The organism is Mucilaginibacter angelicae (assembly GCF_042434235.1).
Lineage (GTDB): Bacteria > Bacteroidota > Bacteroidia > Sphingobacteriales > Sphingobacteriaceae > Mucilaginibacter > Mucilaginibacter angelicae.
In genome coordinates this window covers 207232-221808 of sequence record NZ_JBHLTS010000004.1, presented here as the reverse complement: position 1 = coordinate 221808, position 14577 = coordinate 207232, and the positions used below count along the sequence as shown (strand labels likewise).

The following is a 14577-nucleotide window of genomic DNA, read 5'->3' as shown; positions in this document are numbered from 1 at the left end:
CTATCATGATTGAAAATACCAAGTATACCAACAAATACAATTTTGCCTTTATTGATGAGGCTACCAAAAAGGAGATTCGCCGTAAGCTGCTGAAGGCAGTGGCAATCCCCGGTCACCAGGTACCGTATTCATCGCCCGAAATGCCGATCTCGCGCGGCTGGGGCACCGGAGGTTTACACATTACGCTTGCTGTTATCGGTAGGGAAGATGTGTTCAAGATCATTGACCAGGGCAGCGATGCCAGCGTTAATGCCTGCAACCTGCGCGAATTTGTAAATGGGATGACCGGCTGCAAAACCACTTTTGACACTGCCGAAGCTACGCTGATCCAAACCCGCCACCGCATTACCGAAGAAGAACTGACCGACAAACAGATCATCGTTTTCCAGGTGCCATTGCCCGAGCCTTTGCGCATGGTTGAGCGTTACGAATACAAAACCCTGCAAATGCATGCCGAGGCTGATTATGCCAAAATGTATGTGTCGCTTTATGAATCGTACGTGCGCCACGGTGCTATTATGCAGGGCGCTGGTTACCCGGTTATGGTGAACGGCAGGTATATCATGTCGCCATCGCCTATACCACGCTGGGATACGCCGAACCTGAACCAGGCACAAACGTTATTTTTATTTGGTGCCGGTCGCGAAAAACGCCTTTACGCTGTACCTCCGTTCACTGATGTTGAGCCACTGGAGTTTGAGGATGTGAACTTTGAGATAGAGGATTTCAGTAAAAGCGAGTGCTATAAAACCGGTTACAGAAGGGCTTTCCTTGATGAAATTTATTCGGATGAAGGTGAGCGCAAATTCGTGATCAGCGACAGCAATTTTCTGGATAAAAAGAGCGAAAAGCAGGAAACCCACCAATACAGCAATAAATATATAGACCAACTGCAAGAATATGGCCTTTAACGAGGATAACTGGTTGCTGCGTGTGCGCAACCTTACCAAAATATACGGCGAACCTAACGACCGGACACTAACTTCAACCGGTCCGGAGTTTGGCTCCAACATTTGCTCCGAAACAGAAAGTATTGTGGCCTGCGCCAATATCAGCTTTGACCTTTACCCCGGTGAAGTGCTGGGCATAGTAGGCGAAAGCGGATCGGGCAAGAGTACCGTAGTTAAAATGCTTTACTTCGATCTGGAGAAAACCTTCGGTTCGGCATGGCTTAAACCTTATAACGATGGACTGCTGGATATTCTTGAAGAATCGAACCAGCGCAAACGTTATATCCGCAATAACCTGATGGGTATGGTATATCAAAACCCGCGAGATGGTCTGAACTTCGGTTTTTCATCCGGCGGTAACATTGCCGAAAAGCTGATCATGGCCGGGCAAATGAATGTAGCCAACATCCGTGAAAGAGCTTCAGACCTGCTTAACAAAACCGAAGTGCCCGTGCAACGGATGGATAACCGTCCCGGTACATTCAGCGGCGGCATGCAGCAAAGGGTGCAGATCTCCAAAGCTATCGCCAATAACCCACCCTTATTGTTTTTGGACGAGGTAACAACCGGCCTTGATGTATCGGTACAAGCCAAAGTGCTTGATTTGATCCGCGAGCTGCAAACCGATCTGGGCATTGCCATGATCGTGGTATCGCATGATCTTTCGGTTATCCGCATGCTTACCGATAGGGTAATGGTGATGAAGAACGGTCGCATAGTAGAAAGCGGACTAACCGACCAGATTCTGCAGGACCCGCAACATGAATATTCGCAGCTGCTGGTAAGCTCGCTGTTGTAAATGAAATTTTTAGATCATCTATTTAATTAGTGATGAATATATTAGAAGTTAATGACCTGAGCAAGGTGTTCAACCTGCATATCCTCAATAACAAAAAGATTGAGGCCCTTACCGATATCAATTTTACGATGCAGGAGGGTGAGATTATCGGGTTAACCGGTAAATCGGGTTCGGGTAAATCAAGTTTGATGAAGTGTATTTACCGCACTTACCTGGCCTCAACAGGTCAGATCATTTATACTTCAAAAGATGGTCAGCTTGATTTGGTGAAAGCCGATGACCACCGCGTTATCGAGCTTCGTAAAACCGAGATCAATTATTGTTCGCAGTTTTTAAGTGTGATACCAAGGGTTACAGCCGTTGATGTGGTTTGCGAAAATCTGTTCAGGATAGAAAAAGACAAGCAGGTAGCCCGCGATAAAGCAAAGCAGATGCTGGAAGAGCTTGCCCTGCCGGGGGAACTGTTCGATGCTTTCCCGGTAACATTCAGCGGTGGGGAGCAGCAGCGGATCAATGTTGCCCGCGCTATCATCGCTTCGCCAAGGTTTTTATTGATTGATGAGCCAACGGCTTCACTTGATGCCCGCACCAAGGATGTGGTAATTGATATGATCCTGGGATTGAAGCAAAACGGTACTTCGGTGCTGTGCATTTCGCACGATGAGTATACGCTGGAAAGGCTTTGTGACAGGCGGATTGATCTGCAGTTTGGACGGATCAATGAGGTGGAGGTTGTTGAGTGAGTAGTTGATTAGGTTGATTGAGTGAGTGGTTGGTTTATATAGAAAGAAATAAGAAGCGCAGGATTGTGCGATTCCCTCCCATGGGAGGGTATAGGGAGGGGTTTCATCGCCATGAATATCGATGAAGCAAGGCGTACAAACCCCTCCCTGCCACTACACAATTCCAACACACCCCTCCCAAGGGAGGGAATTAAAAAAAGAAAAAGATAATTAAAAAATGAGATCATTCATTATCAGTAATGCCACGGTGGTAACACCATCCGAAGTGCTTCAAAACACATCGGTACTGGTTGAACATGGCATTATTACCCATATTGCCCCGCAAATTGATGAACAGCATGCGGAGTATAGCATTGATGCTGATGGTGCTATCCTGATGCCGGGCATTATTGATATCCATACCGATGCTATGGATGCCGAAATTGTTCCGCGTTCGGGTGCCGATATTCCTATTAATGTGGCTTTTCGCGAGCTGGAACGCAAAATGAGCGGCTGCGGCTTTACCACTGTTTATCACTCCATGCACTTAGGCTATGATATGGCCGAACTGCACTCGCGCAGCAAATACACCCGCGATGAGGTTTTTGAAACAGTTCACCGCGCTGCAAAAGGCAGTACGCTTTTAAATAATAAGATCCATTTAAGGTTTGAGCTATCGGGCGTAAAAGCTTACGAAAGCTGTTTTGAACTGATGGATAAAGGCTATATCCAACTACTTTCGGTAATGGATCATACCCCCGGACAGGGACAGATCAGCAAGGAGTATTTCATAGCCTTCGCCATGAAAATGGGCAAATCTGCCGAAGAAGCTGAACAGGCTTTCATCGATAAATTGGCCATGCCCATCATCGCCGGTAAAGAGCTGGAAGCCATGATCAAACATGCGCAGCAATTACACATTCCCGTCGCATCGCATGATGACGACAGCGTGGAAAAGGTTGATTATATGCGTGGTTTAGGCATAGATATCTGCGAATTTCCTATCACCATGGAAACTGCCCAGCATGCTGCTAAATTAGGGATGCACGTTGTTGGCGGCGCTTCCAATATATTAAGGGGCGGTTCACTTTCGGGTAACCTGAATATGAAGGATGCGGTTTTGCAGGGCGCGGTTGACTCGCTTTGCTCTGATTATTACCCGCCTGCCATTATTCATGCTATCTTTAAGTTATATAATGAAGAAGGGATGCCGCTGCCCGAAGCCGTAAAAATGGCTACCCTCAACCCCGCCAAAGCGGTAGGCATCAGTCACCATACCGGTAGTATCGAAACCGGTAAAGATGCCGATCTGGTACTGGTAAAGCTGCTTGATGGCATCCCGATGGTAACGCATACCATTGTAAGGGGCCACATAGTGGCACAGGCCAGCAACAAAATAAATTATAATAAGGACTATCAACCGGATAATAATTTATCACTAACCAATGAGCTATAAGCAGGCAACAGCAAGCACTATGGACCTCACATTTGATGATTACAACCAAAGGCAGGTCTACGAAATTTCGGCAGAACGGAACAGGGAACGTGCTTTAGAGGCACGACCCGCAGGCAATTTTATTTATAAAAACGATGGCTGGCAACCGCTGGAGTATGAAGGTTTTGCCGTAGTATCCATGCTGAGTGAAAACCCCGGTAACGAACCACTTACCGCCCGCTTAACCGAAATACAAAAAGAACTCGGTTTAAATCTTTCTCCGCGAACTGCTTTTTACCAGCTCCCGCCTCAAAGCTTTCATCAAACTGTAGCCAATACTTTATCTGCCGACAGGTTCAAACAGCACATCCTTTATGCAGGTTTGGAGCAAACTTATCCATCTATCGTAGCCAAAGCGTTAAACAACATTCCATCCACCGAAGGCGAAGCACTGATCCGCATGAAAATGGCAGGTTTGAGCATTTTTGGTACAGCTATAGGCATTTTGGGTGTTTTTGAAGGTGAGGATGATTACAATCAAATCGTCAATTTCCGGTCGGCTTTTTATGCTGATGAGCAGTTGGCCAAACTGGATGTAAAAATGACCCGTCCTTTCATCGGTCATATCACCTTAACTTACATTGAGCAAAACCTCAATAAAAATCAAAAAGAGCATTTAGCTGTCGTGATCGCCGAGATTAACGAAAGCCTGGCTATTGAGGATAACTACTTCAATATTGAGGTTACCGGCCTCCGGAGATACCACCACCTGGCCGATTTTATGAAGAAGGACAATTACCCCGTTCATCAATTTTAATCAAATTTTTCCTGATGAAATATTTTGACAACTACCCGCCGGTTACCGAACAAAAGCAAGGACACCAGTTGGGTGAGGAGCCTTATATCCAACCCGGCTGTATTGTAAAAGATAGCAGCCTTGGCCCTTGGACAGCCCTTGGCGCAGGTACCTGGCTGGTTGAATCAACCTTTGGCGATTATAGCTACACCGCAGGCAACGTACAGATCATTTACTCCGAAATTGGTAAGTATTGTTCCATAGCCAACAGCGTGCGCATTAACCCGGGCAACCACCCGCAATGGCGTGTTACCCAGCATCACATGACCTATCGCCGCAGCCATTACGGTTTAGGCGAGGATGACAAGGAGTTTTTTCAATGGCGCCGGGACCATAAATGTACCATTGGCCATGATGTTTGGATTGGTCATGGCGCCGTGGTCATGCCGGGCGTAAGCATTGGTACCGGGGCTATCATCGGTTCGGGAGCGATAGTGACCAAGGATGTAGGCCCTTATGAAATAGCGGTAGGTGTAGCAGCCAAAGTGATCAAAAAACGATTTGATGACGCCACCATCGAAAAGCTGCTGGCCAGCGAATGGTGGAACTGGGACCGCGAAACTTTAGAACAAAACTTTAACGATCTGCTCAATTTAGAAGTATTTATTGATAAGTACTGTTAAACACCACCATGAAAAAACTGATCATTATTGCACTTATTGCCTTAACGGCATTTTCGGCATGTAAAAATAAAACCGAGCTTGATAGCAACGGTATGCCCCAAACACTTACCATTGCCGTTGTACAAGCCGAAGGAATTGATGAGATAAAAAAGGTACGCGAACAAATACGCGACTACCTGCAGGAAAAATTGAAAATGCCTGTAGAGTTGATTTACAGCAACGATTATACCGGGGTAATTGAAGCGTTGAGGGCCAATAAAGCCCATATGGCCGATATGCAGCCCTTTGCTTATGTTATTGCTTCCCGCACCCTCAAACTTAATCCGCTGGTAACATTAGGGAACAATGGCAAGCCCTCTACTTATAAAAGCGTCATTATTTCCAACGCGCATGGTAATATTAAAACTATGGATGATGTAAAGGCGCGATCAAAAAATCTCACCCTGGCTTTTGTTGAGCCGGCATCGGCTTCGGGCCACCTCATCCCGAGAGCATATCTTAACTCCATTGGCCTTAATCCTGATACCGCTTTCAAGCAAACCATTTTCGCGGGTAATCACCTTACTTCGGTATTATCGGTAAAATCAGGAAAAGTTGATATCGGCTGTACTACTAACCTTGTTTTTATGCTGATGACCAAGGCCAAAATGATCAATGATGGCGATATCAGGGTACTTTGGACATCCGACCCCATAGTGAGCGACCCGGTAGTGATAAAAAATGAGGTGAACAAAGACCTCCAAAAACGGATCCAACAGGCTTACCTGGATATGAACAAAGAACGCCCCGAAATTTTGAAAGCCTACGTGAAGATCTTTATAAAAGATACCACCAGGCGCAGCTACATGGTAGCTAACGATACACTGTATAACGGCTTACGGAAAATAGCAGGCAGCATCAAAAGTTTAAAAGCAAACTAAACATGAAAGCATTTATTGTTTTGGTGTTATCCATATGTACGCTGGCTATCGTATGCGGTTGTAAAAACAAGGCCGATCTGGATGCCAATGGTGTTCCCGGTAAACTGCTTATCGGTTCGTACGGTGGCGATAACCCGGCACAAACCCATGCCGCGCTTGATCCCTTTGCCAAATACCTGTCCAAAAAATTAGGAGTGGAAGTAGAGTTTTTTTACACTACCGATTATCCTGCTTTGATCGAAGCCATGCGATCAAAAAAGATCCACATGGCGCATTTAACACCTTATGCCTATGTGTTGGCCACACAAAAGCCAGGATTGATACCCTTAGTTACACTGGGCATTAAGGGTAGGCCTTCTGTATACCACAGCATTATTTTTACCAACAAAAAAACAGGCCTTAAAACAATGGCCGATGTTAAGGCCCGTGCCAAAGATCTTACCCTTTGCTTTGCCGATCCGGCTTCTACATCGGGTCATCTCATTCCCCGGGGATACCTCAATTCCATTGGCCTCGACCCTGATAAAGCATTTAAAGAAACCATATTTGCCGGTAGCCACGCCGCCGCTATTTTAAGTGTAAAATCTGAAAAAGTAGATGTAGGCTGCTCAACCAGTGAACTCGCTTTAGAAAAGCTGATCCGTGAAGGCATTATAAAACGGGAGGATATAGTGACATTATGGACGTCGCCGCCTATTATAAATGATGCCATCGCCATAAGGGATGACCTGAACAAGGATTTTATAAAAAAAGTACAGCAGGCATACCTTGATGCTAATAAAGATGATTTTGATGCTTTTAGCAAATACGTATTGCTGTACTGGCCCAACCCGCGTGTTATGGCCTATGTGCCTGTGCAGGATTCCATGTATAATCAGCTGCGTAAGATAGCAGGTAGTATAAAAGACCTGAAATTTAATAAGTAACCGGTTTTATAGCATACGATAATGAAGAACCTGATTGTAAGCCTGTTTTTTTTAAGCATGCTGCTGGTATTTGGCAGCTGTGGCAAAAGTGCCGACCTGGATGCAAATGGTATTCCCGGTAAACTGGTTGTCGCGCTTTACGGCAGTGATGATCCCGGTGCATTGAGAGGTGCTATTAAGCCCTTTCAGCAATATCTTGAGAAAAAATTAGGGATGCCGGTGGAGTTTATTTATACTACCGATTATACATCGGTTATTGAAGCGTTAAGGTCCAAAAAAACACATATCGCTTATCTTAGTCCTTTTTCATATGTGCTGGCCTCGCAAACGCATGATATTACCCCTATTATAACAACAGGTGTAGATGGAAAGCAATCCATGTACCACAGCACCATTTTTACCAGCATTCACAGCGGCATAAACAGCATTGCCGATTTGAAGGCCAGGGCCAAAAACATAACCCTTTGTTTTGCCGATCCTGCATCTACCTCGGGCCATTTAATACCCCGCGCATACCTTACAACCATTGGCTTAAATCCTGATAATAATGTTTTTAAGGAAACCATTTTTGCAGGTAATCATGTGGCTTCGGTGCTTTCGGTAACATCGGATAAGGTTGATGTGGGTTGTGCCGCTACCGAATTTGGTTTGGAGATTGCAGAACGCAAAGGCCTTGTAAAAAAAGATCAGATCAGGGTGTTATGGCAATCTGAACCTATTGTAGGCAGCCCGATAGTAGCACGTAACGATTTGAATAAGGATTTTGTTAAAAAGATTCAAAACCTATACCTGAACCTGGCCAAAGATGAGCCGGGTATTTTTTTGCCTTATATGAAACTGTTGCACCCAAATCCTGAACGTTATTCATACCTAACCATTCAGGATTCGATGTATAACGGTATCAGAAAAATAGCATCCGGAATTAAAGACCTAAGCGTAATTAAATAACTGGTTAATGTAAAGCAAGCACGATGATTGAAGTAAAAGGTTTAACCAAAACATTGCCCAACGGGCGCAAACTGTTGAACGGGATCGATTTTACAGTGAAAAAGGGAGAATTTGTGGGCATATTGGGACCAAGCGGGGCTGGGAAAACGCTTACGCTGCGGTGCCTTAACGGCTTATTGAAACCTGATGAGGGCTCAGTATTGGTAGAGGATGAGCATGGCAAAAAGCATGACATCTGCCAGATTAACAAGAAACAATTGCGCCACGTTCGCGAACGGATAGGTGTTATTTTCCAGGGGTATCATTTGGTAAAACGCCTTACTGTATTGGAGAATGTAATGATTGGAAGGCTGGGGCAGATCAATACTTTCCGCAGCCTGGTATATGGCTTTACCGATAAGGAAGCCGAAGAAGCCCTGCTGGCATTAGAGAAAGTAAAGATGGCTCACCTGGCGCAAAGCCGTACCGGTAGTTTAAGTGGCGGCGAAATGCAACGTGTGGCCATTGTAAGGGCCATATTCCAGTCGCCCACATTGCTGCTTGCCGATGAGCCGATCTCCAATCTCGACCCAAGCAATGCCAAGGTGATCATGAAGCTGATCCGCCCCTTATCAGAAAATATCCCTGTGGTAGGTGTTTTTCATCAGCCCGAAATGACGGCGAAATACTGTACCCGTGTAATCGCGATAAAAGATGGTAAGGTTATTTATGATGGCGATCCTAAGCTATCCAACCAAACCCTCGAAGATATTTATGGCGAAGAGCTGGCCCAGATAGAGCAGTATGAGCACATAGCCCCAACCCCCGAAATTGTAAGAGTATGACAGGGCAGGCCACATATAGTTTTAAGCGGTACCGCAAATTTGTGCTCCCGCTTATTTTGCTCATTGCTGTAACCGAGGGTGCGGCAATAGTTTGCGGCGCCACGTTTGATAAGCTGCAAACCGGCATCATTAAAGGCATCTCATTTTTAGGCTTCATGTTTCCGCCCGATTGGGCTGCGTTTAAGGACATGCTGGAGCCTGCTTTTCAATCCATTATCATTGCGCTGTTGGGTACCATATTCGGTACCATACTTTCGGTAGTGTTTGCCATGCTGGCGGCTTCCAACATTTCGCATAAATGGGTACGTAATACAGCCCGCGTTCTGATTGGCCTGGAACGGTCGGTGCCCGAAATTGTGATCTTGTTATTGCTGATAGCCGCTTTTGGCTTAGGTTCGATGCCGGGCATAGTGGCTTTATCATTAGGCTGTATAGGAATGCTGGGTAAATTATTAGCAGATATTATTGAAGAGATAGACCCGGTAATGATCGAGTCGATGGAATCATTAGGCGCCAATAAACTGCAGATCATTTGGTTTGGGGTGCTGCCGCAGATCATACCTAATCTTATTTCATACGCGCTGTTCAGGTTTGAGATCAATATCCGCTTATCTGTAATATTAGGTGCGATAGGTGCCGGGGGCATAGGTTATGAGCTTGATTATTCGTTTAGTATGCTGATGTATCACCGGGCATTTACTGCTATGATCGTAGTCATAGTCATGATCTTCGGTACCGAGCGCTTATCATACCTGTTAAGGAAAAAATTTAAAGTAGAGGGGGCATTGCAATGAGTACAGTTGATATTATCATGCCTTCAAAAAAATATAAGCAAAAGGCTACCATTTTTACAGTATCGGCTATCCTGATATCGCTGGCCTGTGTTTACACTAATTTTAACCCCATAATGATCTTTACCGAGTTTCATTATGTGCGTGATTTGCTTGGCGAAATGTTTATGCCTAACTACCAGATGCTGTATGAAAATACATCTACAGGTATATCAATACTACAAACCCTGTCTATGGCATTTTTGGGTACGTTGTATGGTGGTCTCATAGCATTTGTACTTGCTTTTCTGGCAGCATCCAATACCATGCCCTACAAAGCTGTACGCATCATAACGCAGGTATTTGTATCTATGCTGCGGGTTATACCGGCATTGGTTGTGGTGCTGATATTTGTGATAGCAGTTGGGCCAGGATCATTTTCGGGTGTGCTTACGCTGGTTATTGTTACCATAGGATCCTTTGCCAAACTCTTTACCGAAATTATTGAAAATGTAGAAAGCGGGCCGGGGGAGGCTATATTTTCGGTAGGGGCAAGCCGCTTACAGGTGATCAGGTATTCCATTATCCCTCAAATTATGCCATCATTTATTGCCAACCTGCTGTATGCCTTTGATGTGAACATGCGTGCCGCAATTGGTCTGGGTATTTTTGGAGGCGGAGGGATAGGTTTCCAGCTGCAAATGGCTAAAAGTGTATTGCATTACAAGGATGTTACCGCGCTGATCACCATTATTATTGTGCTGGTTATTTTGGTTGAAAAGCTCTCTGATTATTTAAGGAAGAAGATTTTGGGTGAAGGGAAGTTGAGGTAGGTTTCTTGGTGAGTGGTTGATTGGGTTGATTAGGTGAGTGGTCTGAACCGGGATTTATAGGATTTTTCGGAAGACAGGATTTTCCTTGGCACAGGGAAAAATCCGATAAATCCAATAAATCCCCCCAAATCCCGGTTCAGACAATCAACTACTCACCCCTCCCTAATATCACGCTAACAATTGGAATATATTTTTACCATCAATAAAATATATTAATAATAAAATGAATACGCACCTGCTCACCAATGCGCGCATCGTTACGCCGACTGAGGATTTTACCGGTTCGGTTATCATTGAAAACGGGATCATCTCCGAAATAATAAAGGATAAATATTATCCTGAAGGCATCGATTTGAAAGGTCAGTGGCTCATTCCGGGCTGTATTGATATCCATACCGATTACCTGGAGAAAGAGCTTTACCCGCGTTCGGGTGCAGGTTTTCCTTTACCATTTGCACTTCATTTTATGGATGCCCGTGCAGCAGCGTGTGGTATCACCACTGTGTTCAGTGCGGTAAGTTTTTCTGATAACGAAGAGAAAAACAGGAGCCTGAGTGAGGCTATGGAACTTTCGCGCCAGATTGATGCTGCCCGTCATTCGCTGCTGGTGCGCCACTTTCTGCATGCACGTATCGATCCAAATTCGGAGGGCTTACTGGATTACCTGGAGTCTATGCGCCAGCTGGAAAATTTATACATGGTGGTTTATAATGACCATATCCCCGGTCAAAGGCAATATACACTGCAACAGCAGATCGAACTGCGTACCAAAGCATTCGGTATAACACCCGATGAAGCCATGGCCCGCTTGCAAAAACAGATAGATAAAACAAGCAAGATCAATAACCGCGCACAGATCTACGAAACGTTTAAGGATAAATATATTCTTGGCAGCCATGATGATACAACTATCGAACATGTAGAAGAAGGCAAATATTACGGTGCTACTTTATCTGAAATGCCCACCACATTGGTAGCAGCCCGTAAAGCTAAGGAACTTGGCTTGTGGATCTGCCTTGGTGCGCCTAACTATTACAGGGGCGGCTCGCATTGCGGTAACCTTTCAAGTATTGATGCCATAGCCGAAGACCTTTGCGATATCCTATGCAGCGATTATCATTTCCCAACCATGCTGGGCAGTGTGGTTAAAATGATAGGTAACGGCATCAGCCCGAGCAAAGCGGTTAATATGGTATCATTAAACCCTGCAAGGTTACTGAACTTTGATGCCGAAACAGGCAGTATTGAGCTTGGTAAAAAGGCCGACCTGGTAGCATTCAGCAGCGAAAAATCATTCGCCGCGGTATCGCATGTTTTTGTTGACGGGACCACCAAATACCGTGCTGATTACAGTATTGCCATACAGCCATTAGCTGCCGAACAAACAGAATTAAATACGCTGAACACCGGCGTTTAAATATTAAATAATATAAGGTAAAAAGCTTTTTGCTTTCGGCCTTAAGCTTTAAGCTCAAAAATGAAAATAGGTATTTTAGGCGATATCCACGAAGATATTGTAGCGTTAAGAAAAGCCTTTGATGTACTGGAAAAAGCCGGCTGTACCGAGGTGGTATGCCTTGGCGATATTGTGGGATATAAGGTAAATACCTACTACTACCTTGATACCCGCAGCGCGCACGAGTGTATTGCCATGATCCGGGCTAATTGCAGTACGGTGGTTATCGGTAATAATGATCTGTACCAGGTGAAAAAGCTGCCCAAATATGACGGCGGTTTAGGTTTCCCCGAAAACTGGTACGAACTTGATTTTTTTGAACGTAAAAAATGGAGCGACGGTCGTGTGCTGCTTTTTGAAGAAGTGCAGCTTAACGCCCTCATGACCCGGCAGGATAAAGCCTGGTTGGAATCTGTGCCCGATTTTGCTGTACGCGATTTTAACGGGCATAAAGTATTCTTCTCACATTTTGCCTATCCCGATCTGCATGGCGTAAAAGCCTGTTTCCCGCAGGTAGCTGATGCTTACCATGAGCACCTGAATTTTATTGAGGAAAACGGCTGCCGTACCGGTTTTAGCGGTCATATGCATTTTGAGGGAGTGAGCATTTGTAATGAAGATCATATCGAGCGTAACCCCTTTGGTAAATATAAGCTGGCAGACCAAATACAATGGCTTTATGGCCCCTGTGTTGCCCGTTCCATGTTTAATAACGGGGTAATGGTGCTTGACCCCGAACAGTTTACTATTGAAGCTATTCCGCTGCTTTTTGTTTAATTATTGTTTATTACATCAACATGAAATATACCTGCCTTTCCGCATTTTTATTGTTTTTTTCGATATCTGCCTTTGCACAAAAGGCCGACCTGGTTTTAACCAACGGCAATATCATCACCCTGAAACAAAAAGGCGCCCGCGCCCAGGCCATTGCCATAGCTGGTGATAAGGTTATCGCCGAAGGTTCGGCCCAGGCCATCAGCAAATACATTGGCAAGGGAACAAAAGTTATCGACCTTAAAGGAAAGACCGTACTGCCCGGCTTTAATGATGTGCACCAGCACCCGGCGCCGTTTTATACTTTTGATAAGCCTTACGCAACGCTTGAGCTGGATACCGTAACATCCATGAAAAACCTGATTACCCTGCTTAAGCGTAAAGCAGCCATTACACCAAAAGGGATGCTGATCCGCGGTGTGGGTTATAATGAAACCAAGCTTGGCGGTCAACCTATCCGCGATAGTTTGGATAAAGCTTCTACCGATCATCCTATCATTATTTCGCACGTAAGCGGGCACCTTTCGGCAGCAAACTCCTTGCTGATGGAGATGAACGGGATTAACGAAAATACGGCCGATCCGGCTGGCGGCGCATTTGAGCGTTACCCAAATAGCAAACGCCCGGATGGTATTTGTAAGGAAGTGGCCGCTTCCTATCTGCGCAAATCAAAACAAATAAAATACCCTCCGCAGCCAACAGCGGATGAAGAAATGGAAGGCTATCGCAAATACTTCAATAATGTATTGGCCAGCGGCGTAACCAGTATAGGCGATGCCTGGACAACGCCCGAAAGAGTAAAAGTATACCGTAAATTAGTGGCTGAAGGTTTTCCGATGCGTTTTAACCTGTTGATGGGCACGCCATATGCGGCTGACCTCATCAGCGGTAAAATACAACGAAGCAATACCGATCATTTACGGATTGAGGGAGTGAAGGTAGTACATGGTAACTCATTAAGCGGGAAAACCTGCTGGCTTTATGAGCCTTATGATATGATCAACCCGGTTACCGGTAAAAAGGATTATTATGGCATTCCGCCTGCACGTAGCCAGGCTTCGCTTGATAGTTTGTTTTTGGCTATCCACAAGGCGGGTTTACAGATAGCCTGCCACTCAAACGGCGATAGAGAGATAGACATGGTGATCTCGGCCATTGAAAAAGCGCAAAAGGCCGATCCCCGCGGCGATGCCCGTCACCGTATTGAGCATTGCAGCATTACCAATCAAGGCATTTTAGATAAGATAAAAGCTGATGGCATTATACCTGTATTCCATTGCTATATGTATGAACTTGGCGAGAAGATGCAAGTATATGGCGAAAAACGCATGGCCATGCTGCACCCAACCAAAACAGCTATGGATATGGGCATTATTTACGCGCTGCACTCAGATGCACCAATCTCGCCGTATCCGGCCATGATCAGGTTGGGCAGCGCCGTTAACCGTAAAACCAAGGATGGCGGCATTGTAATCGGTGCAAACCAGCGTATTGATGCTGAGGATGCCATAAAAGCCTATACCTATGGCGGTGCTTATACCACCTTTGAAGAAGGCAAAAAAGGCAGGTTGATAGCCGGTCAGCTGGCAGATTTAATGGTGCTTGACCAAGACCCTACTACCATCAACCCCGATAAAATTTACGATATAAAAGTAATGATGACGGTAGCCGGAGGTAAAGTGGTTTTTGGTAAATAGTGTATATATAGAAGCTGAAAGCAAAATGCTCAAGGCCTAAAGCT

15 protein-coding genes are annotated in these 14577 nt (G+C 45.2%); all 15 read left to right on the top strand.

What is annotated here, in order from left to right:
- Positions 1 to 5: 5 nt before the first annotated feature.
- The gene (locus ACFFGT_RS01230; protein ID WP_377020667.1) at positions 6 to 911 is read left to right on the top strand and encodes an alpha-D-ribose 1-methylphosphonate 5-phosphate C-P-lyase PhnJ; all 906 of its coding nucleotides are present in this window, start codon (positions 6 to 8) and stop codon (positions 909 to 911) included.
- Positions 901 to 1749 (top strand): ATP-binding cassette domain-containing protein, encoded by an 849-nt coding sequence (locus ACFFGT_RS01225; protein WP_377020666.1) that lies wholly within the window; start codon positions 901 to 903, stop codon positions 1747 to 1749. The genes ACFFGT_RS01230 and ACFFGT_RS01225 overlap by 11 nt, the downstream gene beginning before the upstream one ends.
- A 32-nt stretch (positions 1750 to 1781) precedes the next feature.
- Positions 1782 to 2492, top strand: a complete 711-nt coding sequence (locus ACFFGT_RS01220) for a phosphonate C-P lyase system protein PhnL (protein ID WP_377020665.1) — start codon at positions 1782 to 1784, stop codon at positions 2490 to 2492.
- A 217-nt stretch (positions 2493 to 2709) separates the two neighbouring features.
- Complete coding sequence (locus tag ACFFGT_RS01215; protein WP_377020664.1) at positions 2710 to 3927, top strand: alpha-D-ribose 1-methylphosphonate 5-triphosphate diphosphatase; 1218 nt, start codon at positions 2710 to 2712, stop codon at positions 3925 to 3927.
- Positions 3917 to 4723 (top strand): hypothetical protein, encoded by an 807-nt coding sequence (locus ACFFGT_RS01210; RefSeq protein ID WP_377020663.1) that lies wholly within the window; start codon positions 3917 to 3919, stop codon positions 4721 to 4723. The genes ACFFGT_RS01215 and ACFFGT_RS01210 overlap by 11 nt, the downstream gene beginning before the upstream one ends.
- Positions 4724 to 4737: 14 nt before the next feature.
- Positions 4738 to 5385 carry a DapH/DapD/GlmU-related protein gene (locus ACFFGT_RS01205; protein ID WP_377020662.1) on the top strand — a complete coding sequence of 216 codons (648 nt, stop codon included), beginning with the start codon at positions 4738 to 4740 and terminating at the stop codon, positions 5383 to 5385.
- Positions 5386 to 5393: 8 nt separating this feature from the next.
- Complete coding sequence (locus ACFFGT_RS01200) at positions 5394 to 6305, top strand: phosphate/phosphite/phosphonate ABC transporter substrate-binding protein (protein ID WP_377020661.1); 912 nt, start codon at positions 5394 to 5396, stop codon at positions 6303 to 6305.
- Positions 6306 to 6307: 2 nt separating this feature from the next.
- Positions 6308 to 7231: a phosphate/phosphite/phosphonate ABC transporter substrate-binding protein gene (locus ACFFGT_RS01195; RefSeq protein ID WP_377020660.1), complete on the top strand. Its 924-nt coding sequence runs from the start codon at positions 6308 to 6310 to the stop codon at positions 7229 to 7231.
- A gap of 21 nt (positions 7232 to 7252) precedes the next feature.
- Complete coding sequence (locus ACFFGT_RS01190) at positions 7253 to 8179, top strand: phosphate/phosphite/phosphonate ABC transporter substrate-binding protein (RefSeq protein ID WP_377020659.1); 927 nt, start codon at positions 7253 to 7255, stop codon at positions 8177 to 8179.
- 23 nt (positions 8180 to 8202) lie between these two features.
- The gene (locus tag ACFFGT_RS01185; RefSeq protein ID WP_377020658.1) at positions 8203 to 9003 is read left to right on the top strand and encodes a phosphonate ABC transporter ATP-binding protein; all 801 of its coding nucleotides are present in this window, start codon (positions 8203 to 8205) and stop codon (positions 9001 to 9003) included.
- Positions 9000 to 9797 carry a phosphonate ABC transporter, permease protein PhnE gene (gene phnE / locus ACFFGT_RS01180; protein WP_377020657.1) on the top strand — a complete coding sequence of 266 codons (798 nt, stop codon included), beginning with the start codon at positions 9000 to 9002 and terminating at the stop codon, positions 9795 to 9797. Before ACFFGT_RS01185 ends, phnE (ACFFGT_RS01180) begins: the two co-directional genes overlap by 4 nt.
- Entirely contained in the window at positions 9794 to 10606 is an 813-nt protein-coding gene (gene phnE / locus ACFFGT_RS01175) for a phosphonate ABC transporter, permease protein PhnE (protein WP_377020656.1), read from the top strand. The genes phnE (ACFFGT_RS01180) and phnE (ACFFGT_RS01175) overlap by 4 nt, the downstream gene beginning before the upstream one ends.
- A gap of 223 nt (positions 10607 to 10829) precedes the next feature.
- Positions 10830 to 12023, top strand: coding sequence for an alpha-D-ribose 1-methylphosphonate 5-triphosphate diphosphatase (locus ACFFGT_RS01170; RefSeq protein WP_377020655.1), 1194 nt, complete (start codon positions 10830 to 10832; stop codon positions 12021 to 12023).
- Positions 12024 to 12083: 60 nt separating this feature from the next.
- Entirely contained in the window at positions 12084 to 12839 is a 756-nt protein-coding gene (locus tag ACFFGT_RS01165; RefSeq protein ID WP_377020654.1) for a metallophosphoesterase, read from the top strand.
- A 20-nt stretch (positions 12840 to 12859) separates the two neighbouring features.
- Positions 12860 to 14533, top strand: coding sequence for an amidohydrolase (locus ACFFGT_RS01160; RefSeq protein ID WP_377020653.1), 1674 nt, complete (start codon positions 12860 to 12862; stop codon positions 14531 to 14533).
- The last annotated feature ends 44 nt before the right edge of the window (positions 14534 to 14577 follow it).